We start from the raw sequence: 24682 nt of genomic DNA, 5'->3' as shown, positions 1-24682 counted from the left end.
CCATGTGCGGAACTCAAGAACGTGGAACCGACAAGCGTTTCGTAGAAGAAATCGACTACGGCACACCCGCTGTCCGCTCTGACAAGACGGTAACGCTGACCATCGACGGCCAGTCTGTCACCGTTCCGGAAGGCACCTCGATCATGCGCGCCGCGCGCGAGGCCGGCATCGCCGTGCCCAAGCTGTGCGCCAACGACATGGTCAAGAGCTTCGGCTCCTGCCGTCTCTGCCTTGTCGAGATCGAGGGCAAGGGCGGCACGCCGGCATCGTGCACCACCCCGGCCATGGACGGCATTGCCGTCAACACCCGGACCGACCGCCTCAACACCATCCGCCGCGGCGTGATGGAACTCTACATGTCCGACCATCCGGAAGACTGCGCGGCCTGCGCCATGGGCAATTGCGAGATGGCGAACATGGCCGAGAGCGTCGGCCTGAAGCAGAACCGCTATGGCGATGAAGGGGCAAATCACCTCGAACCCTCGCCGATCGGCGAGCATGGGGTGAACTTCAAGGAACTGGACGTTTCCAACCCCTATTTCGCTTACGATCCGTCCAAGTGCATCGTCTGCTCGCTGTGCGTTCGCGCCTGTGAGGAGCAGCAGGGCACCTTCGCCCTGACAGTGGAAGGCCGTGGCTTCGAAAGCCGCATCACCGCCGGCATGGACGAGCCCTTCCTCCAGTCGGAATGCGTTTCCTGTGGCGCTTGCGTGCAGGCCTGCCCCACCGGCGCGCTTCAGGAAAAGTCCATCATCGAGATGGGCATGCCCGATCATTCCGCCGTCACCACCTGCGCCTATTGCGGCGTTGGCTGCTCGTTCAAGGCAGAGATGAAGGGCGAGGAAGTCGTCCGCATGGTGCCCTACAAGGATGGCAAGGCCAATCGCGGCCACTCCTGCGTGAAGGGCCGCTTCGCCTATGGCTACGCCACCCACAAGGACCGCATCCTCAACCCGATGATCCGCGAAAAGATCACCGACCCGTGGCGCGAAGTGTCCTGGGAAGAGGTCTACGCCCATATCGGCAGCGAGATCGGCCGAATCCAGGAAAAATACGGCAGGGCTGCCGTCGGCGGCATCACCTCGTCGCGCTGCACCAATGAAGAGACCTATCTCGTTCAGAAACTGGTGCGCCAGGGTTTCGGCAACAACAATGTCGACACCTGCGCCCGCGTCTGCCACTCGCCCACCGGCTATGGTCTGAAAACCACCTTCGGCACCTCTGCCGGCACGCAGGATTTCGATTCAGTCGAGCATTCCGACGTGGTTCTGGTCATCGGCGCAAACCCGACCGACGGTCACCCCGTGTTCGGCTCGCGCCTGAAGAAGCGCCTGCGCGAGGGCGCAAAGCTGATCGTCATCGACCCGCGCCGCATCGAGCTGGTGCGCACGCCCCATGTGGAGGCGAGCTACCATCTGCCGCTGAAGCCCGGCACCAACGTCGCCGTGCTGACCGCGCTTGCCCATGTGATCGTCTCCGAAGGCCTCTTCAACGAAGCGTTCATCCGCGAGCGCTGCGACTGGGACGAGTTCCAGGACTGGGCGAGCTTCGTTCTCCAGCCGGAAAACAGCCCGGAAGCCATCGAAAAGATGTCCGGCGTTTCGGCGGAGCTGATCCGCGGCGCGGCGCGTCTTTACGCCACCGGCGGCAATGGCGCGATCTATTACGGCCTCGGCGTCACCGAGCACAGCCAGGGCTCCACCACCGTCATGGCCATCGCCAACCTCGCCATGGCCACCGGCAATATCGGCCGGCCGGGCGTGGGCGTGAACCCGCTGCGCGGCCAGAACAACGTGCAGGGCTCCTGCGACATGGGCTCGTTCCCGCACGAGATGCCGGGCTACCGCCACATCTCCGAGGATGCGACCCGCGCGATCTATGAGAGCCTGTGGGGCGTGAAGCTCGACAATGAGCCGGGCCTGCGCATTCCCAACATGCTCGACGCCGCCGTCGAAGGCACCTTCAAGGCGCTTTACGTGCAGGGCGAAGACATTCTCCAGTCCGATCCCAATACGCATCATGTGGCGGCCGGTCTGGAAGCGATGGAATGCGTCATCGTTCACGATCTCTTCCTGAACGAGACCGCCAACTACGCCCACATATTCCTGCCGGGTTCGACCTTCCTTGAGAAGGACGGCACCTTCACCAATGCCGAGCGCCGCATCAACCGCGTCCGCAAGGTGATGGAGCCCAAGAACGGCTATGCCGACTGGGAGGTCACGCAGGACATGGCCCGTGCGCTGGGTCAGGACTGGAACTACACGCATCCTTCCGAGATCATGGCCGAAATCGCGGCCACCACGCCAAGCTTCGCAGGCGTGACCTATGAGCTTCTGGAAAAGGAAGGCTCGGTCCAGTGGCCGTGCAACGAGAAGGCCCCCACCGGCACGCCCGTCATGCATATCGACGGCTTCGTGCGCGGCAAGGGCAAGTTCGTGCGCACCGCCTATGTGGCCACCGACGAGAAGGTCGGTCCGCGCTTCCCGCTGCTGCTCACCACCGGCCGCATCCTCTCGCAATACAATGTCGGCGCACAGACGCGCCGCACGGAGAATGTGGTCTGGCATGAGGAGGATCTGCTTGAGATCCATCCCTTCGACGCCGAGACCCGTGGCGTTCGCGAGGGCGACTGGGTGAAGCTCAAGAGCCGCTCCGGCGAGACCAGCCTGCGCGCCACCATCACCGAGCGCGTTGCGCCGGGCGTCGTCTACACCACCTTCCACCACCCGGCCACGCAGGCCAATGTGGTGACGACCGAGTATTCCGACTGGGCCACCAACTGTCCCGAATACAAGGTCACTGCGGTGCAGGTTGCCCCGTCCAACGGTCCGTCCGAGTGGCAGGAAGACTACGAGGAGCACGCGCGCCAGAGCCGTCGCATCGTGCATGTGGAGGCGGCGGAATAACCCCGCCGGTTCCAGCATGAGCAGCGGTGTTCCAGCCACAGCCCGCGTTACCAGAACGGCCCGCCGAACCGGCGGGACGAAGGTCAGCTCGCGCACTGTGCCCGAGGAAACGCCGGTGGCGCTTTCCTATGGCGGCACAACCCATGCCGTGATGATGGCGACGCCGGCGGACCTCGAAGACTTCGCCCTGGGCTTCAGCGTCACGGAAGGCATCATCGCCAGCGCCGACGAGATCGACACGATCACGGTTCAGGAGCTGGGTGCGGGCGTCGACCTGCAGATCCGCCTGCGCGACACCGCCAACAGACGCTTCGAGGCGCGGCGCAGGCGTCTTGCCGGCCCGGTCGGCTGCGGCCTGTGCGGCATTGAAAGCATCGAGGAAGCGATGCGCAGCGTGCCGGAGGTTTCCGCATCGCCGCGCTTCACCGCCGCAGATCTCACCGGGGCGGTCAGCGAGCTTCACAAGTTTCAGGAGCTGCATCACGCCACCGGCGCGGTGCATGCCGCCGGCTTCTATGTCGCCGGCAAGGGCATCGTGGCCGTTCGCGAGGATGTGGGCCGGCACAATGCGCTCGACAAGCTGGCGGGCGCGCTGGTGAAGGCCGGCATCGATGGCGCAACCGGCGCGGTCGTCGTCACCTCTCGCGTCTCCGTCGAGATGGTGCAGAAAACGGCGGCCATCGGCGCGCCGCTCATCGCCGCCGTCTCCGCCCCGACAGCACTTGCCATCCGCACGGCGGAAACCGCCGGCATGACCCTCGTCGCCCTCGTGCGGGGCGAGGAGTTCGACATTTTCACCCATCCGGAACGCGTGACGATTGGAGCGACCAGACATGTCGCATGACGATAAGTTCAAATCCGGCGACGAGCGCCTGGTCTACATGGCCAACCAGATCGCCACCTTCTTCACTTCCCAGCCAAAGGAAGAGCAGGTCGCGGGCGTGGCCGACCACATCAACAAGTTCTGGGAGCCGCGCATGCGCACGCACCTGTTCCAGATCATCGAGCAGGGCGGAATGGGCCTGTCGCCCATGGTCATGGAAGCCTCCGGGCAGATCAACCGCCCGAAGGCGGCCTGAGTCATCAATGGAGCCTCGGATCAATCCGAAAACCGGATTCCACTTTTCGGTCCGATGCTCAAAACGACTTCCTTAAATTGATCGAGACATCCGTCACCGCGCTCTTCGGCGCGGTGATGAAGAGATCCGCATTGGCGTTGAGGCTCAAATCGAAGTTCCGCGCTGTGCGATGCGTATAGGAAAAACCGAAGCGCGCGGGCAGATCGCCGCTCGCCAGGTTCACATCCACGGTTTCATAGGTGATCAGCCCTTCTTTTGTGCGCGCCACCGGCACGCGCAGCGTGGTGTGGCCCGCCAGCGGGTTGGGTTTCATGCCCGCATAGAACCTTGCGCGGTCGCCCGCCTGCAAAAGCCCGGTCTTGTCCAGCATCAGGCCGCCGCTTGCATAGGTGAGTGCGCCGTAATCGATCAGCGCCTCCTCCCCTTCCTGCGCATGAGCCAGACCCACCTCGCCATAACCCGAGAAGGACCAGCCCCCGCCGAGCCGCGCCGTCAGCGTTGCGCCGGCGGAGAACCGGCCGCTGCTTTCAGCCAGGGCGAACGGGCTTGACGTCGACATGCCAAAAAGCCGGCCGCGCCCGTGCCCGCCCGAAAGCGTGACCTCGCTCGTCATGATCCCACGCCTTGTCAGGCGCGACAGCGCGAACTGAACCGCCTCGCTTTCATTCCGCTCCACCATACCGCCTGCAAATTGCAGGTAGTCCCCCGCCCCCAGCGGCATCAGGCGGGAGAGAACCAGCCCGTCCTGTGTCTCGGTGAAGCCGTGTGAAAAGAACAGTTTGGCCGATGCGGTGCTGTGCAGGCTCTGCCACTCGGATGAGGGCAGGTTTGCAAAGGCAAAGGCGAAATCCAGCTTTTCCTGCTGCGCGGCGAGCCTCTGCGCCACACCGATGCCCGATGGCGCATGCATCCTGTTTGCCGGCGCGAGCACCCTGCCATCGAGATAAAAATCTCCGCCCAGCGCATCAAGCGCCATGATCCGTCTGCCCGAAAGCGCCTTGGAAACCGCGTTGCCGACAATCGGCGGCGCGCTTGTGGCAGCTGCTGAAAGCGGCGTCTGCGGCCCCTCGCCCACCCTTGCGCCCGAGGCGATGGAGAGCCCCCCCACCGGCGAAAGCGCCGCCTTCATGTCCGGCACGCCATGGCCGTAAAGATGCGAATAGGCGCGGCGGACACCCGGCGCAAAATTCTGATGCCCGGCGATCGAATTCTGAAAACCGTCCCAGTCGCGCTGCGCCGTGGCGAGCAGGCGCGTGGTCCACTCCCCCGGCGAAAGGGTCGGAAACGCCTGCGCGAGAAGCGCTATCTCTCCCGCCACCTGCGGGGCGGCGTAAGATGTTCCCGTGCCAAGCTGGTAACTCCCGTCACCGACATCTGTCGCGACACGCAGCGTCCCGTCGGCAATGACGCAATAGCGCGCCGCCATACCACATGGCGCTGAAAGGAGATCTGCGTCGAGAATGTCTCCCGTCTTCCCGTCGACGGAGAAGAGCGCATTGCCCACGGCGATCCACGCCTCGGCGAGTTCGGGAACGAACTCGGGCAGGGCAGCCCAGGCTGTTGCGTTATGCAAAGTCCGGTCGTTGGAGTTCGTGAAAACCAGAACACCGCCTTTCTGGAACGCGTCATAGGCTGCAAACAGCGTACGCCATGTCTGCGGGTCGTCGCCCTGCCGGTCAGCGAGGTGTCGCGCATAATCCGTGGTTCCCGAGGCCCCGAAATCCCGCGCTTCCGCATCGGCCTGCTTCTCCGTTTGCCAACCCCAGGAATTGTTTTGCGCCACAGCCCCGTGCCTGGCTGCATCGCGGATCGCGGCGACCATATGCGCCATGGCGTCATCGTCCGACACATCCTCCCAGGAAGAGATATGAAGACGTGCATCGGGCGCCACCCCCATCGCACCGACTCCATCGGCGGCCCCTGCTGCGATTGCGGCGACCGCCGTGCCATGGCTGTCACGCCCTATCGTGCGGCCCGGCGCGGTGTAGCGGATGACATCCTTGCCCGCGAGCTCTCGATGCGACAGGCGATATCCATTGTCGAAAATCGCAATCGTCTGGCCATGGCCCGTCAGGGGCCTGCCGCTCCAGTCGGTGGCCGTATGGGCGAAATGGATGTTCTGCAAGGCATAGGCGGACGTGCCCGCACAATCGGGATTGGCAGACTGAGAACACAATCGCGGCTGGCCGAACTGGCTGCGAATATGGTTCTCCTCACCTTCGCCAGGGTCGGAACGTCTGAACTCCGGCGTCTCCCGGTATTGCGCTGCCGCCACCGGGTCGAACGCGGGATAACCGCCCGTATAGACCGGTGGCTCGGGCTGTTCGGGCGGTTCGGGCTGCTGAACACTGCTCGCCTTTTCCCCGTCTCCACCACCGCAGGCGGTGAGAAAAAGGCTGAGCCAGACTGTCAGAAAGAAACGGCAGTAACGGCCCATGAAATGGCGCTCCCTTGTCGAAACCGAATGGCATCAACACGGAAACATCCTTATGCGCAAAGCAAGATGAACTTATGCAGGGTCCTGACCCTAGGCATCCGCCCGCTCATCATGCCGTCAGGCGCATTGTCCCGACGGCGCGAACAGGCAACGGAAAACCGGCTGCAACTTCCGGCGCGGCTTACTTCACCACGGCCCAATGGATCGGGAACATCGGATCGAAAACGGTGATCGTCCCATCGGAGCTGTAGACCGAATGCGGGAACTCCACCGGTTCGTCGCGACGCTCGAGCGTGATCGTGTCTTCATTGGCCGGCAGACCGTAATAGGCCGGTCCGTTGAGCGAGGCGAAGGCCTCCAGCCGGTCCAGCGCCCCCTCTTCCTCAAACACATGCGCCAGGCACGACATGGTGTTGATGGAGGTGTAGATGCCAGCGCAGCCGCAGGCCGATTCCTTGGCCGGGTCCAGATGCGGGGCCGAATCCGTGCCGAGGAAGAAGCGGCTGTCGCCCGACGTCGCCGCCTTGCGCAGCGCCAGCCGGTGCTCTTCGCGCTTGGCGACGGGCAGACAGTAGTAATGCGGGCGAATGCCGCCGGCCAGAATGGCGTTGCGGTTGATGATCAGGTGATGGGTGGTCAGCGATGCCGCGAGGTTTTTCTCTGCACCCTGCACATAGTCGACGCCGTTCTTCGTCGTCACATGCTCCATGATGACCTTGAGCTCGGGCAGACGCTCGCGCAGCGGCTGCAGCACGGTTTCGATGAACACGGCCTCACGGTCGAAAATGTCGATGGAAGCATCCGTCACCTCGCCATGCACACAAAGCGGAAGACCGATTTCAGCCATGCGCTCCAGCACCGGCTGCACCTTCAGAAGATCGCGCACACCGCTCTGCGAATTGGTGGTCGCGCCCGCCGGATAAAGCTTCACCGCCGTAATGTGTCCGTCGCGATAGCCCGCAGCCACATCCTCGGCATCCGTCTGCTCGGTCAGATAGAGTGTCATCAGCGGCGTGAAATCATGGCCTTCCGGCTTGGCCGCCATGATCCGCTCCCGATAGGCGAGCGCGTCTTTCACCGTCACCACCGGCGGCACCAGATTGGGCATGATGATCGCGCGGGCAAAGTCGTCGGAGGAATGCGGCAGCACCGCCTCCAGAACCGCGCCATCGCGCAGATGCAGATGCCAGTCGTCGGGGCGGCGGATGGTGAGAGATTTCACGGAACGGATACTCCTGACAGCAAACGGGGCGCGCATGGAACCTGCGCGCCCCTTTTCAATCGCTCATGCCGCACCGGATTTCAAGGGCGGGCGCAGCGCCGCCAGTCGATGAAGGCGGCGCGGCAAAGCCTCACGCCACCTGATAGTCGGGCGCAGACCGCAGATAGCGCGCATAGGCATCGGCATCGGGCGGCGAGAGGTTCTCGGCCAGCGGGTTCCGCCGCTTCTCACGTGCGCCCATATCGTCGATCAGCTCATCGAAATGCTTGAAGTGATAGGGCGCGACGCAAAGGCCACCATAGATCTTGGCCGCCGGGCGTTCATTGCGCCGCCAGTTCAGCATCATGTCCATATTGGCCCGCATCTCGTCCGGCGTCGGCTGCTTCGCCAGCTGGCCGTCCGCGTAGCGCACCAGCCATTCGGAGGCGAGGTCGGCGCACAGCACCGTGCAGAAGGACGAGTTGAAACCGACGAAGCCCAGATCGGGAATGTCCGGATTGGCGATCAGGCGATAAAGCCGGTACTGGCCATCCGGCTCCACCAGCTTTTCGCGATACTCGGCCGGCAAATAGGGCACGCCCAGTTTCCAGCCCACTGCGAGAATGGCCATGTCGGCCTTGATCCGCTCGCCGCCCGTGAGCCGGATCGCGCCGGGCTCATAGCTTTGAAACGTGCCCTGCACCGCCTTGATGCGCCCGTCCGCCACCATCTCGAAAAAGCCGGGCGTGGCGATGGGCACCGAGCAATTGACCCCGCCCTCAATCGGCTCTTTCGGCTTCAGCCCGGTCTTGTTCAGCTTGAGCTGCACGGTCAAAAGCGCCTCGAGCGCGCGCCAGTGCGCCCAGACGAATGGACGGGCAACTGCATGGTTGAAACGCGCGAGACCGCTGAGGCTCCAGCCGGGAAACATCTTTTCCTGCGCGCGGATATAGAGGATGCGTTTGAAGTTGATCAGCCCGCCAACGAAGTAGGGAATGCGCCAGACCGATTCCAGATAGACGATGGTGACCGAGGCAGCGCCCGACTTGACCGCACTGACGGCAATGTCCGTGGCGGATTTCGAAAAACCCAGAACGGTGACATTCTTGCCCTTCACCATGGCGGGGTCGGTGTATTCTGAGGAATGGATGACCGTTCCGCCCGCTTCCTCGAACTTCTCCTGCCCCGGATGGGTGAGGATGTTCTTCTCGCTGAACTGCCCGGTGCAGATGGCGACGAAATCAAAGCCTTCGCTGGTCTTTCCGCCATCGGCGGTTTCCAGATCGAGTTCCCAGCCGGGCTTGCCGTCTGCCCGCCGGCGCATCGAGGAAACGGCGGTGTTGAAGCGGATGAGCGGGCGCAGGCCGTGATCATTCGCGTAATCCGAGAGGTAGGAAAACACCTGCGGCCCCTTGGGCCATTCGGGAAAATCCTTCGGCATCGCCTTGTCGGTGTAGCGATACAGATCCTTGGGGCTTTGCGTCTGCACATCCGGGTAGGAGCGTGACGGTTCCCACACCCCGCCCAGTTCGTGACTGCGCTCCAGAACCGTGACCGCGTGGCCGCGTTTCTTGAAGGAGCGGGCTGCGGCGAGGCCGCTGACGCCTGCGCCGATCACGCAGACTTTCTTTCGTGTTGTCATGGCGTTGTTCCTCCCGTCCGGCAAATTCGGGACGAGCATCTCCCCGCGCCGCGTTCCCGCACGTCGCCGAAGATCCGATTGCCGGTTCGATTGTTATCGGGTCTGTGGGCCGGCCCAACCCCGAGCCGGCCAAATGCCTGGAATGAAACGCTCTAGTCGTTTGCTTCCGGCGGCAGGAAGTCCACTTCGTGAAGCGCTGAAACCTTCACCACTTCCTCCGGGTCGGTCATGTTGTGCAGCTTCTCGAACAGGGCTTCGAGCTTGCGCGCCGGCGACACCCAGAAGAGCGCGCGGGCCGGCTTGTCGGACTTGTTGAAATAGCCATGCGGAACGCCGCGCGGCATGCGCACCAGGTCGCCGGCCTTCGCCTTCATCCACTTTCCGTCAAGCTTCAGGTCCAGCTCGCCCTCCTGCACCAGAATGAACTCTTCCTGGGTGGGGTGAACGTGAACGGGCACGAACTGGCCCGGGTCGCTGTTGGTTTCGAATGCGAAGGTGGAATCGCAGGTGGCCTTGGGGAAATAGACCTGGCCCAGAATGTTCCATTCCGTGCCGGCATAGCCCTCGCCATTCGCGGTGACGCCCTTTTCGAGTTCCTTTTCCATGATGTTCCTCCCTTGATCACGGAGGCTCATGGTGCGCCGAGGGAGAGCGAAAGAATATCCGGAAACCGCAGCGAATATCCGAAAAACGAAAAAAAATGACGGCATTTTTCCCGAAAACGAGACGGTTCTTGGCGAAACCGCAGCGCCTGCTAAACTCCGGGAATGGTGATCGCCCGGGAGGAGTGGGGCGGCCACCCGTTGTCCAGCCACGTCCTGTTTCAATCGGACGATTTGGACTGCGCGCGGGAGAAGGTCGCCCGGAAATTCTGCAACCATCGGCTTGAAGTGGTCGGTGGCGGGCATTTTCGCGCCGCGCATCACCACCAGCCCGGACGCCTCATCTCACTTAACTACATCAGCTATGGCGCCGATGTGCTGATCGATCCCGGCGCGCTGGAAACCTTCTATCTCATTCAGCTTCCGATCTCCGGCTGCGCCACGATAAAGCACAACCGGCGGGAGTTTCTGACCGATGGCGAAACCGCCTCGCTGCTCAACGCCGACCGCGAAACCACCATGCGCTGGTGGGCGGGATGCGAGCAGGTTCTGGTGCAGATCCACAAGGCCTCGTTCATGGATTTCGCCGAGCAGCTGTGCGAGCGCAGCCTGCCGGGGCCACTCGTGTTTGACCCGGTGATCGACTTCACCCGGCCCGAGCTCTCCGCCTGGCGCTATCTGGTCAACGCCATGTTTCGCGCCGCCGATGCGCGCGAGCAAAAGGCCTTCAGCCTGTGCGCCGCCTTCAACGAGCAGCGCATTCTCGAAGCGCTTCTCAGGCTCCAGCCCAACAATCTCTCACCCTTTTTCGACAGGCCGCAGGAGGCAGCGCCCCGCCAGGTGAAACGCGCGGACGACTTCATCAGGGCCAATGCCCACCGCCCGGTCACGCTGACCGAGATTGCCGCCGCCTCCGGCGTTGGCGCGCGGGCGCTGCAGCTTGCCTACAAGCGCGCACACGGCATGTCGCCCATGCATGCGCTGACGCATGAACGGCTGTGCCGTGTGCGGTTCGATCTGGAGAATGCGCAGGGCGACGTGTCGGTGACGGAAACGGCCCTGCGCTGGGGCTTTTCCCATCTCGGACGCTTTGCCGCCGACTACAGAAAAACATTCGGCGAACGCCCCAGCGAAACGGCGCGCCGCGCCGCTTACTGACAGCCTGTTTTGCCTACGGCATTTTCAGCGCAGACACCGAAGCCTCACTGTTGTGAACGTAATCGGCCGCGTCCGGCTGCCGCTGCAGGATCAGGATGAACAGGAAATCCATCAGCGTGAGCTGCGCATCGCGCGAGGTGATGGCCGAGGAGCGCACCCGCTCTTCATCGGCCACCGTGTGCAGGCGAATGTCGGCGGCGCGCATCAGCGGGTTCTGCTGAAGACCCGTGACGGAAATGACGGTCGCACCACGCGCTTTGGCGAGTTCGGCAATGCGCACGGTCTCGATGCTGGTTCCTGAATAGGAAAGCGCGAACAGCACATCCTCTTCGCGCAGTGTCGAGACATTGGCCATCTGCACATGGCTGTCGCTGTCATGCAGCGCGTTGCGGCCAAGCTTTTGCAGCTTGTAGGAGAAGTCACGCGCCACCAGCGACGAAGCGCCGACGCCGGCAATGTGGATGCGGCGCGCACTGTCGAGCGCATCGAGCGCCCGGACGATCTCCGGCTCGTGATTGGCGGCCAGCGTCTGCTGCATCGACAGAAGCTTGCTGCTGATCAGCTTCTGCGAAATCGTGGCATGGCTGTCGCCCATCTCGATGGTCGAGTGGATCATGCCCGGCGGCACCTGCCATTCCTGCGCCTTGGCCTTGCTGACGGCCAGCTTCAGATCCTGATAGCCGGAAAACCCGAGCTTCTGACTGAATTTCACCACGCTCGACTGGCTGCGGCCCGTCTCTTCGGCAAGGGCTGCCGATGAAAGCCTGAGCACCCGGTCGGGATTGTCGATGATGAACTGCCCGATCTGCCGATCGGCCGGAGCCATCGTCTCAAGCTGCGCGTCGATGATCTTCAGGACGGACATGGCTTCCTTTCGTGGGCGCAGGGCCGGAAATGCGGCCGGGCATGAGACTGGGGCGCGAAACTAGATGAATTTCGCTGCCAGGGGAATCCCGAAGGAATTACAGTATGGAATAATATATTCCCAAGAGGGCTTGATCAAAGGAATTCGCCCGTAGAGACTGGCCCTTCGCCACACGGTGTTACCGGAACAGCAATCATGGACAGACTGAGAATAACAGGCGGAAAGCCTCTTCACGGCACCGTCGCCATTGCCGGGGCAAAAAACGCGGCCCTGCCGCAGATCGCAGCGGCGCTTCTGAGCCCGCACCCGGTTGAGCTTTCAAACCTGCCGCTGGTTTCCGACGTGGAGAACATGCTGTGCGTCGCAGAACTCTACGGCGCGAAGGTGACCCGCAACGCGCATTGCGCCACCATCGACGCCAAAGAGATCGCGGCGCGCGAAGTCTCCTATGAGACCGTGCGCAGGATGCGCGCCACGGTTCTGTTTCTGGGACCGCTTCTGGCGCGCTTCGGCGTGGCGCGGGTTTCGCTGCCGGGTGGCTGCGCCATCGGCGCGCGGCCCGTGGACATGCATCTGAAGGCGCTTGAAATGCTCGGCGCGGAAATCGGCATGGAGGGCGGCCTGATCGTCGCCCGCGCGAGTGACGGCCTCAATGGCACGCGCGTGATCCTGAGCTCGCCCTCGGTGGGCGCGACCGAGACCACCATGATGGCGGCGACCACGGCGCGCGGCGAAACGGAGATCCTGAACGCGGCGCGCGAACCGGAAGTGGCCGACCTCGCCGCCTGCCTGAACGCCATGGGCGCGAAGATCGAGGGAGCGGGAACGCACCGCATCATCATTGAAGGCGACACGGCGTGGCGCGCAGCGGCGCATCACATCATTCCCGACCGCATCGAGGCGGGCACCTATGCGGTGGCTGCGGCCATCACCGGCGGAGCGCTGGAGCTGGTCAATGCACGCATGGAGAACCTCGCTGCCGTGATCCAGGCGCTGGAGGTGATGGGGGTGAATGTGTGGCCAAGCGACCGGGGGCTGGTCGTTTCAAGAAACGCGCCCCTGCGCACAGCGGACCTGACCACCGAACCCTATCCCGGCTTTCCGACCGATCTTCAGGCGCAGTTCATGGCGCTTGCCTGCTGCGCGGAAGGCACGTCGCTGTTCCGCGAGACGATCTTTGAAAACCGCTTCATGCATGTGCCGGAACTGACGCGGCTCGGGGCCGACATCTCGCTTCAGGGCACCACCGCCGTGGTGCGCGGCGGGCGACCGCTCAAGGGCGCACAGGTGATGGCGACGGATCTGCGCGCCTCGGTCTGCCTTGTGCTGGCGGCGCTGGCAGCCGAAGGGGAAACCGTCATCAACCGCGTCTACCATATCGACCGGGGCTATGAACAACTCGACCGCAAGCTGGCGCAGTGCGGCGCGGATATCGAACGGTTGCGGGCATGAGTGGATCGCAGGCGCAGGAGCGCTTTTATCTTGGCGTCGATGGCGGCGGCACGGGCTGCCGGGCGCGCATCGAGGATGCACGGGGCGCGGTGCTCGGACAGGGCCTGTCAGGCCCTGCAACCACCCGGCTTGGCGTCGATGAGGCCTGGGCCTCGGTGCGGCGCGCCTTCGAGGCCGCCATTGAGGAAGCGGGTTTTGGCGACGCGCAGACTGCCCGCACATATGCCGGCGTCGGCCTTGCCGGCATGCGCCGCAAGGGCGCGGTTGAAGCCTTTGAGGCGCTGCCGCATCCATTTGCCGGCATCGTTTTCGCCAGCGACAGCGACACGGCCTGTCTGGGTGCGCATTCGGGCCTCGACGGGGCCATTGCGATTGCCGGTACCGGGTCTGTCGGGCTTGGTCTCGTGGAAGGAAGACGGCTGCGCATCGGCGGTTATGGCTTTCCGATTTCCGATGAAGGCAGCGGTGCGGATATGGGTCTCAACGCCGTGCGCGCCGCCCTGCAGGGGCATGACGGGCGCATCCCCAACAGCGCGCTCCTGACGGAACTCATGCGCCGCTTCGATGATGATCCTGCCGAGGTGATCGCGTGGATGGATCGGGCCACCGCCACCGACTATGCCACCTTTGCGCCCATGGTGCTGCGCCACGCAGATCAGGGTGACGCGGCAGCCCGGCGCATCGTGCAGGATGCGGCGGCGCAGATCGACATGCTGGTGCGCACGCTTTTCGATCTGGGCGCACCGCGCGTGACGCTTCTGGGAGGTCTGTCAGGACCGCTGGAACCCTGGCTCTCGCCCGATGTGCGCCGGCGGCTGAAACCCGCCGATGGCGACGCCGTGGATGGGGCGATCATTCTGGCGCGCCGGGCGGCGGAGGGGCGGGCAGCGCTTTAGGCGCATCACGGTTGGGTTGAACCGTACAACCGCGTTGCATCAACGCGGTGCGTGGTTCGACAGGCTCACCATGAGGGAGGACGCTGGCTGCATGCCTGATCCAGGCACCTTGGAAAAGAGGGCACCTAAACACAGTCCCCTTTCCGCAAGGTATGTTCCTCCCTCATGGTGAGCCTGTCGAACCACGCACAGCGCTGCTGCCACGAAATCACCGCATGCCGCCCTCAAGAAACGAGGCCCGCGCACCGGGCGCGGGCCATCCTGTTCAGCGCAGTTCCTTGCGCAGGATCTTGCCGACATTGGATTTCGGCAGATCGTCGCGGAACTCGACATATTTCGGACGCTTGTAGCCGGTGAGGTTTTCCTTGCAGAACTTCTTCAGGTCCGCCTCGGTGAGGTTTGCGTCCTTGCGGACAACGAAGAGCTTGGGCACCTCGCCCGAATGCTCGTCCTCGACCCCGACAATGGCCGCTTCCAAAACGCCGGGATGACCAGCGACCACCTCTTCCACCTCATTGGGGAAGACCTTGAAGCCGGACACCACGATCATGTCCTTCTTGCGGTCGACAATGGTGACCTGACCGTCTTCGGCCATGGTGCCCATGTCGCCCGACCGGAAGAAACCATCCTCCGTCATCACCTTGGCGGTCTCGTCCGGGCGGTTCCAGTATCCGGCCATGACCTGCGGGCCGCGAATGCAGATCTCGCCGACCTTGCCGCCGGGCAGATCCTTGCCGTTGTCATCGCGAATGGTGATGTCGGTCGAGGGAACCGGATAGCCGATCGTTCCGGTGAATTCCTTCGCGTCGAAGCTGTTGACGGTTGCGACCGGAGAGGTTTCCGACAGGCCGTAGCCCTGTGAAATGACGCAGCCCGTCAGCTCCTGCCAGCGTTCGGCAACGCCGCGCTGCACCGCCATGCCACCGCCGAAGGTGACAAGAAGGCTCTTGAAGGGAAGCTTGCGGAAATCCTCATTGTTGAGGAGCGCATTGAACAGCGTGTTGAGGCCCGGGAAAATGTGGAAATCGAAGCTCTGCAATTCCTTCACGAAGGCCGGGATATCACGCGGATTGGGGATCAGCACATTGTTGCCGCCCAGCTTCATGCCCATCAGCGCGTTCACCGTGAGCGCGTAGATGTGATAGAGCGGCAGCGCGCAGATGAGCACCGGCGCTTCGGGCTTCGGCTTGCCGATATAGGCGCTGCGGAACCACAATTCGTTCTGGATCACATTGGCCATGACATTGCTGTGCAGCAGCGTCGCGCCCTTGGAAACGCCCGTCGTGCCCCCCGTATATTGCAGGAACGCATTGTCGGACAGTGTCACATTGACCGGCTTGAAGCCCTTTGATGCGCCGCGCTTCAGCGCATCGTTGAAGGAAACATGCCCCGGCAGCGACCAGGCCGGCACCATCTTCTTCACCCGGCGCACGACCAGATTGACGATGAAGCCCTTGAGCCCCAGAAGATCGCCCATCGAGGCCACGACCACATGCTTGACCGTCGTTCTTGCCGCGACGGCCTGAAGCGTGTGGGCGAAATTCTCAAGGATGACGATGGCCTCGGCCCCGGCGTCGTTGAGCTGATGCTCAAGCTCGCGCGGCGTGTAGAGCGGATTGACGTTGACCACCACGTAACCGGCCCGCAGCACCGCCATCATGGCGACGGGATATTGCAGGACATTGGGCATCATCAGCGCAACGCGCGCGCCGGGCTTCAGTCCAAGCGACTGGAGATAGGCGGCGAAGCGCTCTGACAGCGCATCAAGCGCGCGATAGCTGAGCGCCTTGCCCATGCAGGTGAAGGCCGGACGGTCGCCATGGGCCTTGCAGGCATCGACCAGAAGATCGCCCAGCGACGCGAACGGATAGTCCCCCATCTCGGCGGGAACGCCTTCGGGGTAATGATCGACCCAGGGGCGCGGAAAATCCGCCCCGGTATTTTTTGTCTTTTTGGCCGCCGTTTTGGCGCTTTTGGCGGGCTCCGCCGTGGGGGCGACGGTCTTCTCGCCCTTGGCGGTCGTCTTTGCGCTTTTAGACAACTGTTCCTCCCAGAAAGAAAACCCAGCTATAACGTTTACGTTCACGTAACAAAAAACGCAACGCCAAGCGTTTTTGAAAGGCCAACCGTATTTGAAAGAAAGGGCGGGCGCACGGCTTCACTGCGGCTCTGCCCGGAGCAAGGCGGGGGACGGCATCACTGTCCATAGCCTTCATGCTCTTCGAGAAACGCCAGCTCTTCCGGCCCGCTCTCGCGGCCAAGCACCCGGTTTCGATGCGGAAACCGGCCGAAGCGCGCAACGATGTCGCGATGCTCGATGGCGAACTTCAACGCCTCTTCCTGCCCGAGCGAACGGAACAGCATCACCGCGCGTTCCTGATCCGCCAGCACTTCGGAGTGCATGTAGGGCATGTAGAGGAATTGCCGCTCGCGCTCGTTCATTCCATCGTCGAAACCTCTCTCGATGGCGTCGCCTGCCACTTCGATGGCGAGTTCATCCGAGGAGAACGCGCCGGGCTGACGCCGATGGATGTTGCGCGGGAACTGATCGAGTACGATCACGGCGGCCAGAGCGGCCTTTGGATCGGTCTTCACATTTTCAGGCAGCTTCTGCACGAGCTGTTCGTGCAGCGCGCCGAAGCGCTCGCGGATCAGCGCGTCCGTCTCTTCACTGACGGTGAACCAGTCCCTGGGCGTCAGCGTGCCGAACCAGAAGTCCAGAACCTCGTCTTGCCAGTTTTCGCCCATGCGGTTCTCTCCTCGAAATAACGGTATGCTTATGCATATGGTCCTTGCGGGACCTATACTACAATATCCTGGATGGAGATTTGTTGCGCCCATCAAGACTGATTCGACAAAAAGTTGCATTTGCGGCGTGAAAGTGATCGAGGGAGTTCCCTCACCTTTCGATCTTTGCTTATATGCCGGCTTCCAGGGCCTCATAAGTAGGCTCATGCGAGAGTTAGGGAGACCTCAATGAAAACCAAAACGACCTTTGCGGCTGCGCTGCTTGCCGCCACGGTTCTGAGCGGCGCTGCCAGCGCCAAGACGCTTGTCTATTGCTCGGAAGGAAGCCCGGAAGGCTTTGATCCGGCGCTCTACACCGCAGGCACCACGTTCGACGCGTCGTCGAAGCCCGTCTACAACCGTCTCGTGCAGTTCGAGCCGGGTACGACGAAGACTGTTCCGGGCCTTGCAGAGAGCTGGGAAGTTTCCGACGATGGTCTTGAGGTCACCTTCAAGCTTCGCGAAGGCGTCAAGTTCCACACCACGGACTTCTTCACGCCGAGCCGCGACTTCAACGCTGACGACGTGCTGTTTTCCTTCAACCGTCAGTACAGCAAGGACCACCCTTACAACGCCTATGTCGAGGGCGCGTCCTGGGAATACTTCAACGGCATGTCCATGCCGGACCTGATCAAGTCCATCGACAAGGTCGATGACTACACGGTCAAGTTCGTGCTGAACCGCCCGGAAGCACCGTTCATCGCCAACCTGGCCATGGACTTCGCCTCCATCTTCTCGAAAGAATATGCTGACCAGCTCGCAGAAGCCGGCACCATGTCTGACCTGAACCAGAAGCCCGTCGGCACCGGCCCCTTCCAGTTCGTGGCTTACCAGCCCGACGCCGTGATCCGCTACAAGGCGCATCCGGACTACTGGAACGGCAAGCAGCCGATCGACGATCTGGTGTTCGCCATCACCACCGAGGCCTCCGTGCGCCAGCAGAAGCTGATCGCAGGCGAGTGCCACATCACGCCTTACCCGAACCCGGCCGACATCGAGAGCCTGAAGGCAAACGATGCGCTGAAGGTTGACGAGCAGGAAGGCCTGAATGTCGGCTACCTGGCTTACAACACCAAGGTTGCGCCCTTCGACAATGCGAAGGTCCGCAAGGCGCTGAACTCGGCGATCAACAAGGAAGCCATTCTCGACGCCGTGTTCCAGGGCGCCGGTCAGGCAGCCAAGAACCCGATCCCGCCGACAATGTGGTCGTACAACAACGCCGTTGAAGACGACGCCTACGATCCGGAAGCATCGAAGAAGATGCTTGAGGAAGCAGGCGTTACGGATCTCTCCATGAAGATCTGGGCGATGCCCGTTCAGCGTCCGTACAACCCGAACGCACGCCGCATGGCAGAGCTGATCCAGGAAGACTTCTCCAAGGTCGGCGTCAATGTTGAGATCGTCTCCTTCGAATGGGGTGAGTATCTCGAGCGCTCCAAGGAGGAAGACCGCGACGGCGCAGTGCTGCTCGGCTGGACCGGCGACAATGGCGATCCGGACAACTTCCTCGCCGTGCTGCTCGGCTGTGACGGTGTTGGCGGCTCCAACCGCGCCCAGTGGTGCAACGAGGAGTTCGAGGGCCTGATCCAGAAGGCCAAGACGCTTTCCTCGCAGGACGAGCGCGCCAAGCTCTATGAAGAGGCCCAGGTCGTCTTCAAGCGCGAAGCACCCTGGGCAACCATTGCGCACTCCGTGGTTCACATGCCGATGCGCAAGGAAGTCACCGGCTACAAGATGGACCCGCTCGGTGGCCACGCCTTTGAAGGCGTAGACCTCGCCGAGTAGGCCCCACAACAGAGACAGGAACCGGCGGCAGCGCGAGCTGTCGCCGGTCGTGTATTAGATGCTCCGTTTCTTTCTTTCACGGCTGGCGCTGCTGATCCCCACATTCATCGGGGTCTCCATTGTTGCCTTTGCCTTCATCCGCCTCCTGCCAGGCGATCCGATCATGCTTCTCGCCGGCGAACGCGGCATGAGCGAGGAGCGCTACCAGCAGCTTCAGTCGCTCTACGGGTTCGACCAGCCGCTGTTCGTTCAGTATTTCCATTACATGACGGACCTGCTGCAGGGTGATTTCGGCACCTCCATCGTCACCAAGCGCCCGGTGCTTCAGGAGTTCCTGACGCTGTTCCCGGCCACGCTGGAACTGTCGCTGTCCGCGATCATCTTGGCGATTGCCATCGGCGTTCCTGTCGGCGTCATCGCCGCCGTCAAGCGCGGCTCCTGGCTCGACCAGACGGTGATGGGCGCAGCCCTTGTCGGCTATTCCATGCCGATCTTCTGGTGGGGTCTGCTGCTGATCATCCTGTTCTCCGGCATTCTTGGCTGGACGCCGGTTTCAGGCCGTATCTCGCTGCTCTACTTCTTCCCGCCCGTGACCGGCTTCATGCTGATCGACAGTCTTCTGTCGGGCCAGCCCGGCGCCTTCAAATCGGCGGTTTCGCACCTCATCCTGCCGACCATCGTGCTGGCCACGATCCCGCTTGCGGTGATCGCCCGCCAGACGCGCTCGGCCATGCTTGAAGTGCTTGGCGAGGACTATGTGCGCACGGCGCGCTCGAAGGGCCTTCCGCCCCGCCGGGTGATCGGCCTGCACGCGCTGCGCAACGCTCTTATCCCCGTGGTGACCACCATTGGTCTCCAGGTGGGTGTGCTGCTCGCAGGCGCCATTCTGACCGAGACGATCTTCTCCTGGCCGGGCATCGGCAAGTGGATGGTCGATAGCGTGTTCAAGCGCGATTATGCGGTGGTGCAGGGCGGACTTCTGCTCATTGCCGCCATCATCATGATCGTGAACCTGATCGTGGACGTCCTCTACGGTCTGATCAATCCGAGAATCAGGCACTGACCATGACCTCGACAAACACAAAAGACCCGAATGCCGCCGTCGGTCTCGAAGGCGGCACGGTCATCGCGGTCTCACGGCGCGCCCGTCTTGCGGAGTTCTGGTACTATTTCAGCCAGAACCGTGGCGCCGTGATCGGCCTCTATGTCTTCATCGCAATCGTTCTGATCGCCATTTTCGCGCCGGTGCTTGCACCGCACAGCCCGACCATGCAGAACCGCGGCTTCTTCCTGCTACCGCCGGTCTGGGAGGAGGGCGGCAACTGGTCGTTCATCCTCGGCACCGACGCCGTGGGCCGCGACGTGCTTTCACGCCTGATCTATGGCGCGCGCTTCTCGCTGTTCATCGGCGTGGTGGTGGTGTCGGTCGCCGTCTCCGTGGGTATTCTGATCGGCCTCATCGCCGGTTATTTCCGCGGCGCGGTGGACACGGTCATCATGCGCGTGATGGACATCATCCTCGCCTTCCCGTCGCTGCTTCTGGCGCTGGTTCTGGTCGCCATTCTGGGACCGGGCCTCGTCAACGCGATGATCGCCATCGCGCTTGTGCAGCAGCCGCACTATGTGCGCCTGACGCGCGCTGCGGTGATGTCGGAGAAGGGACGCGACTATGTGACGGCGGCACGCGTTGCCGGCGCGGGCAACATCCGGCTGATGTTCAAGACCATCCTGCCGAACTGTACCGCACCGCTGATCGTGCAGGCGGCCCTCTCCTTCTCGGCCGCGATCCTTGATGCGGCGGCGCTGGGCTTCCTGGGCATGGGCGCACAGCCGCCCACACCCGAATGGGGCACGATGCTGGCCGAAGCGCGCGAGTTCATCCTGCGCGCCTGGTGGGTCGTCACCTTCCCGGGTCTCGCCATCCTGATCACCGTTCTGGCCATCAACCTGATGGGCGACGGTCTTCGCGATGCGCTCGATCCCAAGCTGAAGAGGTCGTGACATGAGTAACAAGAACGGTGCTCTTCTCGACATCCGCAATCTGAGCGTCGAGTTCGAAACGGCGGGTGGCACCCTGCGTGCGGTGGACGGCGTTTCGCTGTCCGTCGATGCGCGAGAGGTGCTGGCCATCGTCGGCGAATCGGGCTCGGGCAAATCCGTTTCGATGCTTGCGGTCATGGGGCTTCTGCCCTGGACCGCGAAGGTCAAGGCGGACGCGATGCTCTTCCAGGGCCGCGACATCATGAACCTGTCTCCTGCCGAACGACGCAAGATCGTCGGCAAGGACATCGCCATGATCTTCCAGGAGCCGATCGCCAGCCTCAATCCGTGCTTCACGGTCGGCTTCCAGATCGACGAAACGCTGAAGATGCACACCAATCTGACGTCCCGCCAGCGGCGCGACCGGACGGTGGAACTCTTCGAGGCCGTGGGCCTGCCCAATGCCGCCGATCGGCTGAGCGCCTATCCGCACCAGATGTCCGGCGGCCAGTGCCAGCGCGTGATGATCGCCATGGCGATTGCCTGTGATCCCAAGCTTCTGATCGCCGACGAGCCGACCACCGCGCTCGACGTGACGATCCAGAAGCAGATTCTCGATCTTCTGGTGTCGATCCAGGTCGAGAAGGACATGGGCATGATCATGATCACCCATGACATGGGCGTGGTGGCGGAAACGGCCGACCGTGTGATCGTGCAGTACAAGGGCAAGAAGATGGAGGAAGCCGACGTGCTTTCGCTGTTTGAAAAGCCCCAGCACCCTTACACCAAGGCGCTGCTTTCGGCCCTGCCGGAGAATGCGACGGGCGACCGCCTGCCGACCGTCTCCGACTTCGTGTTCGATGAAGCGCCGCAGACAGGAGCCCGCCCATGAGCGAGATCGTCCTGGAGACGCGCGGCATTACGCGCGACTATCACATCGGCGGCGGCTTTTTTGGAAAAGGCCGCACCGTCCATGCGCTGAAAGGCGTCGACCTGAAGGTCGAGAAGGGCAAGACGCTGGCCATCGTCGGCGAATCGGGCTGTGGCAAATCCACCCTCGCCCGCATCATGACGATGATCGATGCGCCCACCTCCGGTGAACTGCTGATCGACGGCAAGCCGGTTGAGATCGGCAAGAAGGGCGTGGATCCCGAAATGCGCCGCAAGGTGCAGATCGTTTTCCAGAACCCCTATGGTTCGCTGAACCCGCGCCAGAAGATCGGTGACGTTCTGATGGAGCCGCTGATCATCAACGAGAAGGTTCCTGCCCAGGAACGGCGCGAACGCGCCATGGAGATGCTCTTGAAGGTTGGCCTGCAGGCCGAACACTTCAACCGCTATCCGCACATGTTCTCGGGCGGCCAGCGCCAGCGCATCGCCATCGCGCGCGCGCTGATGCTGCGACCACGCCTGCTGGTGCTGGACGAGCCGGTTTCCGCGCTCGATCTTTCGGTGCAGGCGCAGGTGCTGAACCTTCTGGCGGACCTTCAGGAAGAGTTCGGCCTCACCTATGTCTTCATCAGCCACGACCTTTCGGTGGTGCGCTACATCGCAGACGAGGTGATGGTGATGTATTTCGGTGAAGCCGTGGAGTACGGAACCCGCGATGCGGTGTTCTCCGACCCGCAGCACGAATACACCCGGTCGCTCTTTGCAGCGACGCCGCGCGCCGATGTGGAAAGCATCCGCAAGCGGCTGGCTGAAAAGGCCGCCTGAAGCGCCTCAGCCTGACAGACATTGAAAAGCCCGGGACCGCAGAGGCCCCGGGCTTTTTTTATGATCACAGCGCGGCGCCTGAAAGAATGCGGCTAAAGCAAATTCCAGGAAAAGTGGGAACCGGTTTTCCGTCCGGAATCGCGTTAAAACAAAGAGCCAGGGTGTTTTCGCGTTTCAGCGAAATTGCTCTAGGGGCTCTTCGGCAGAGCATAGCCTGCCTCTTCCGCCCAGCGCACATGCTCCTCCGCCTTTTCCAGAAGCCATGTGCGCATGGCGATGACGGAGGGGCTGACAGGCCCGCGCGACACCGAGGAGAGATAATAGCTGTTGCGTCCGGGCACGGACGGGCCGCAGGGCCGCACCAGACGCCCGTCGCGCAGCATGGCCGCCGCCGTGACGTCATCGCCAAGCGCCACGCCGAGCCCGCGCGCCGCAGCCTCTAGACAAAGCTGCGTGCGGTGAAAGATGAGATGGCCCGATGCGGCGCTGAGGCTGGACCCCTGACGCCGCAGAAGCTCGTCCCATGTGTTGACGCCCCGGTCGTAGATCAGCTTGTTGGCGATGAGCCCGTGGGTGCGCACATGCTCTGCGCGCTCCGGCGTGCAGACGGGGAAGATCGTGAAATCCAGAAATGGCTCGCGCGAATAGCCCGGCACATCCAACCGCCCCCAGGTGAGCGCCAGATCCGTGTCGGGCGCGATGGTGCGCGGCGGCTCGGGATAGGAGCGTAGTTCCAGCTCGATGCCCAGCGTTTCCAGAACTTCGTCGGTGAGCAGCGGCATGAGCCAGAGGGCCGCCAGGTCCGAATCGGATTCCAGCACCACCCTGCCCTTGGCGTTTCGCGTGGCGCGCGTGCCCGTATCCAGCGAGATGAGCATCAGCGCATCGGCGACGATTTCCGCATAGCGCGCGCCCCCCGGCGTGAGCGCCACCTGCCGGTGCCGCCGCTCGAACAGCGGCATGCCGAGATCGGCTTCGAGATTCTTGATGTGTCGGCTGACGGAGGCATGGGTGACGCCAAGCTCTTCGGCGGCGCGCGAGAAGCTCTGGTGCCGGGCGGCGGCATCGAACGCCCGAACGGCGTTGAGATTGGGCAGACGCTGGCGCATGGCTTGGGGTCAGGACCTCTTCCTATGGCCGCAATGGTCGGCCTGATTTGCGCGGATATGCTCGCCGGGCCGATCCGATGGACGCTCGATCGACCGGCGACCTGCTGCGTCAAAGCCCTTGATCCCCCGGGGGGGGGTAATGGCCCTGTCCGCAGCGTAACATAAACGCACACAACGGGAAGAATAATTTCTATTGTGTAAAACGGCCATAGACCCCAAATAGGAACTGTAGCGATGGGTTGACCGGCCGAAACCGGCAGCACACCGCCGCAGACTCTCTACATTGCTAACCCTCTCAAGGAGGTTCTGATGTCACACTACACGGTGGGCGTTGGTTCCAGCCCTGAAATGCAGCGCTATGCGCGGCAGGCGAACAAGGCCCGTTCGGCGGTCCTCAAGCATGCCCTGACCGCAATTGGCACGCGTATCGGGCACATCTGGCGCAAGCCCACGGGCACGCCGCCGATTGGTGGAGCGGATCCGGTTTGAGACTGCCAGGGCAGAGCGCCGAATCGCTTTTGGAACACGACGAATAAGGGCCGGTCCCGATGGCGGGAACCGGCCCTTATTGCATTCAGACACAGAACGCTTCGCTTGGGGCACAACCGCCCGGCCGCAGACTGACTAGACCACCATGACCGGGCAACCGGCCAGACTGGTGACCTTGTGCGACACACTGCCCAATAGATAACCCTCCAGATCGCCCAGACCACGACTGCCGAGCACGATCAGGTCCACCTCGCGTTCCTTTGCGAACTTGACGATGGTGCGCGCCGGCTGGCCGTTCTTCACGAAGGCGCGGGGGTTTTCCGCCCCCATCTGCAATGCGGCCTTCTTGGCCGCATCGGCGATCTCCTTGGCATGCTCCCGCATCACGTCATCGATGTTCTGCGGATCATCGGGCCGCACCATCGACATGGACGCCTCAAGCAGGCTGTGATGCCGGAAAACGGTGAGCGTCATCAACTCGGCGCCCGTGGTCTTCTGCATCTGAACGCCCATCTCGAGTGCCTTCAGCGCGTTTTCCGAACCGTCGACGGGTACAAGTATTCTCTTGAACATGACGC

Annotated in this window: 21 protein-coding genes; 12 read left to right on the top strand and 9 right to left on the bottom strand. The window is 62.7% G+C overall.

What is annotated here, in order from left to right; genetic code table 11:
- Nucleotides 1-2: 2 nt before the first annotated feature.
- Genes fdhF through JYP46_RS20240 form a run of 3 tightly spaced genes read left to right on the top strand, consistent with a single transcriptional unit; the run spans nt 3 to nt 3985 of the window.
- A complete protein-coding gene (gene fdhF, locus JYP46_RS20250; protein WP_206546569.1) occupies nt 3-2906 on the top strand; it encodes a formate dehydrogenase subunit alpha in 2904 nt (967 codons plus the stop codon).
- Between the two features lie 16 nt (nt 2907-2922).
- On the top strand, nt 2923-3750 hold the full coding sequence (gene fdhD / locus JYP46_RS20245; RefSeq protein WP_206549136.1) for a formate dehydrogenase accessory sulfurtransferase FdhD: 828 nt from the start codon (nt 2923-2925) through the stop codon (nt 3748-3750).
- Complete coding sequence (locus tag JYP46_RS20240) at nt 3740-3985, top strand: formate dehydrogenase subunit delta (RefSeq protein WP_113153772.1); 246 nt, start codon at nt 3740-3742, stop codon at nt 3983-3985. The genes fdhD and JYP46_RS20240 overlap by 11 nt, the downstream gene beginning before the upstream one ends.
- A 58-nt stretch (nt 3986-4043) precedes the next feature.
- Here JYP46_RS20240 and JYP46_RS20235 read toward each other — a convergent pair whose 3' ends face one another.
- The 4 genes from JYP46_RS20235 to JYP46_RS20220 all read right to left on the bottom strand — a co-directional run bounded on the left by JYP46_RS20235 (nt 4044) and on the right by JYP46_RS20220 (nt 9870).
- A complete protein-coding gene (locus JYP46_RS20235; RefSeq protein WP_206549135.1) occupies nt 4044-6422 on the bottom strand; it encodes a S8 family serine peptidase in 2379 nt (792 codons plus the stop codon).
- 181 nt (nt 6423-6603) lie between these two features.
- A complete protein-coding gene (gene pyrC / locus JYP46_RS20230) occupies nt 6604-7644 on the bottom strand; it encodes a dihydroorotase (protein ID WP_113156113.1) in 1041 nt (346 codons plus the stop codon).
- Between the two features lie 130 nt (nt 7645-7774).
- Nucleotides 7775-9265, bottom strand: coding sequence for a flavin-containing monooxygenase (locus JYP46_RS20225; protein ID WP_206549134.1), 1491 nt, complete (start codon nt 9263-9265; stop codon nt 7775-7777).
- A gap of 152 nt (nt 9266-9417) precedes the next feature.
- Entirely contained in the window at nt 9418-9870 is a 453-nt protein-coding gene (locus JYP46_RS20220; RefSeq protein ID WP_113153768.1) for a cupin domain-containing protein, read from the bottom strand.
- Nucleotides 9871-10068: 198 nt separating this feature from the next.
- Between JYP46_RS20220 and JYP46_RS20215 the strand changes: the two genes are divergently transcribed.
- Nucleotides 10069-11025, top strand: a complete 957-nt coding sequence (locus tag JYP46_RS20215; protein WP_222474307.1) for an AraC family transcriptional regulator — start codon at nt 10069-10071, stop codon at nt 11023-11025.
- A 13-nt stretch (nt 11026-11038) separates the two neighbouring features.
- Here the strand turns inward: JYP46_RS20215 and JYP46_RS20210 are convergent, their stop codons facing one another.
- Entirely contained in the window at nt 11039-11890 is an 852-nt protein-coding gene (locus tag JYP46_RS20210; protein WP_206546564.1) for a MurR/RpiR family transcriptional regulator, read from the bottom strand.
- A gap of 195 nt (nt 11891-12085) precedes the next feature.
- On the opposite strand from JYP46_RS20210, the gene murA reads away from it, so the two are divergent.
- Nucleotides 12086-13342 (top strand): UDP-N-acetylglucosamine 1-carboxyvinyltransferase, encoded by a 1257-nt coding sequence (murA, locus tag JYP46_RS20205; RefSeq protein ID WP_206549132.1) that lies wholly within the window; start codon nt 12086-12088, stop codon nt 13340-13342.
- Entirely contained in the window at nt 13339-14238 is a 900-nt protein-coding gene (locus JYP46_RS20200; RefSeq protein ID WP_206549131.1) for a glucosamine kinase nucleotide-binding domain-containing protein, read from the top strand. The genes murA and JYP46_RS20200 overlap by 4 nt, the downstream gene beginning before the upstream one ends.
- Before the next feature lie 265 nt (nt 14239-14503).
- Here JYP46_RS20200 and JYP46_RS20195 read toward each other — a convergent pair whose 3' ends face one another.
- Both JYP46_RS20195 and JYP46_RS20190 read right to left on the bottom strand, forming a co-directional pair.
- A complete protein-coding gene (locus tag JYP46_RS20195) occupies nt 14504-16279 on the bottom strand; it encodes a long-chain-fatty-acid--CoA ligase (RefSeq protein ID WP_210346649.1) in 1776 nt (591 codons plus the stop codon).
- Nucleotides 16280-16434: 155 nt separating this feature from the next.
- Entirely contained in the window at nt 16435-16986 is a 552-nt protein-coding gene (locus JYP46_RS20190) for a DUF924 family protein (protein ID WP_206549129.1), read from the bottom strand.
- A 228-nt stretch (nt 16987-17214) separates the two neighbouring features.
- Between JYP46_RS20190 and JYP46_RS20185 the strand changes: the two genes are divergently transcribed.
- From JYP46_RS20185 to JYP46_RS20165, 5 genes are read left to right on the top strand one after another with little or no spacing between them, the layout of a single operon-like run.
- The gene (locus JYP46_RS20185; protein WP_206546559.1) at nt 17215-18810 is read left to right on the top strand and encodes an ABC transporter substrate-binding protein; all 1596 of its coding nucleotides are present in this window, start codon (nt 17215-17217) and stop codon (nt 18808-18810) included.
- 58 nt (nt 18811-18868) lie between these two features.
- Nucleotides 18869-19873: an ABC transporter permease subunit gene (locus JYP46_RS20180; protein WP_206549128.1), complete on the top strand. Its 1005-nt coding sequence runs from the start codon at nt 18869-18871 to the stop codon at nt 19871-19873.
- A gap of 2 nt (nt 19874-19875) precedes the next feature.
- A complete protein-coding gene (locus JYP46_RS20175; protein WP_210343997.1) occupies nt 19876-20811 on the top strand; it encodes an ABC transporter permease subunit in 936 nt (311 codons plus the stop codon).
- A 1-nt stretch (nt 20812) separates the two neighbouring features.
- Nucleotides 20813-21682: an ABC transporter ATP-binding protein gene (locus tag JYP46_RS20170; protein WP_113153759.1), complete on the top strand. Its 870-nt coding sequence runs from the start codon at nt 20813-20815 to the stop codon at nt 21680-21682.
- Complete coding sequence (locus JYP46_RS20165) at nt 21679-22506, top strand: ABC transporter ATP-binding protein (RefSeq protein WP_113153758.1); 828 nt, start codon at nt 21679-21681, stop codon at nt 22504-22506. The genes JYP46_RS20170 and JYP46_RS20165 overlap by 4 nt, the downstream gene beginning before the upstream one ends.
- Nucleotides 22507-22694: 188 nt before the next feature.
- Here JYP46_RS20165 and JYP46_RS20160 read toward each other — a convergent pair whose 3' ends face one another.
- The gene (locus JYP46_RS20160) at nt 22695-23615 is read right to left on the bottom strand and encodes a LysR family transcriptional regulator (protein WP_206546557.1); all 921 of its coding nucleotides are present in this window, start codon (nt 23613-23615) and stop codon (nt 22695-22697) included.
- Nucleotides 23616-23924: 309 nt separating this feature from the next.
- Between JYP46_RS20160 and JYP46_RS20155 the strand changes: the two genes are divergently transcribed.
- Nucleotides 23925-24104 (top strand): hypothetical protein, encoded by a 180-nt coding sequence (locus tag JYP46_RS20155; RefSeq protein WP_113153756.1) that lies wholly within the window; start codon nt 23925-23927, stop codon nt 24102-24104.
- 135 nt (nt 24105-24239) lie between these two features.
- Here the strand turns inward: JYP46_RS20155 and JYP46_RS20150 are convergent, their stop codons facing one another.
- Nucleotides 24240-24677 carry a universal stress protein gene (locus tag JYP46_RS20150; protein WP_206546556.1) on the bottom strand — a complete coding sequence of 146 codons (438 nt, stop codon included), beginning with the start codon at nt 24675-24677 and terminating at the stop codon, nt 24240-24242.
- Nucleotides 24678-24682: the final 5 nt, after the last annotated feature.

It is taken from the genome of Nitratireductor aquimarinus (genome assembly GCF_017255295.1).
Lineage (GTDB): Bacteria > Pseudomonadota > Alphaproteobacteria > Rhizobiales > Rhizobiaceae > Nitratireductor > Nitratireductor aquimarinus.
This window is presented reverse-complemented; position numbering and strand designations above follow the sequence as displayed.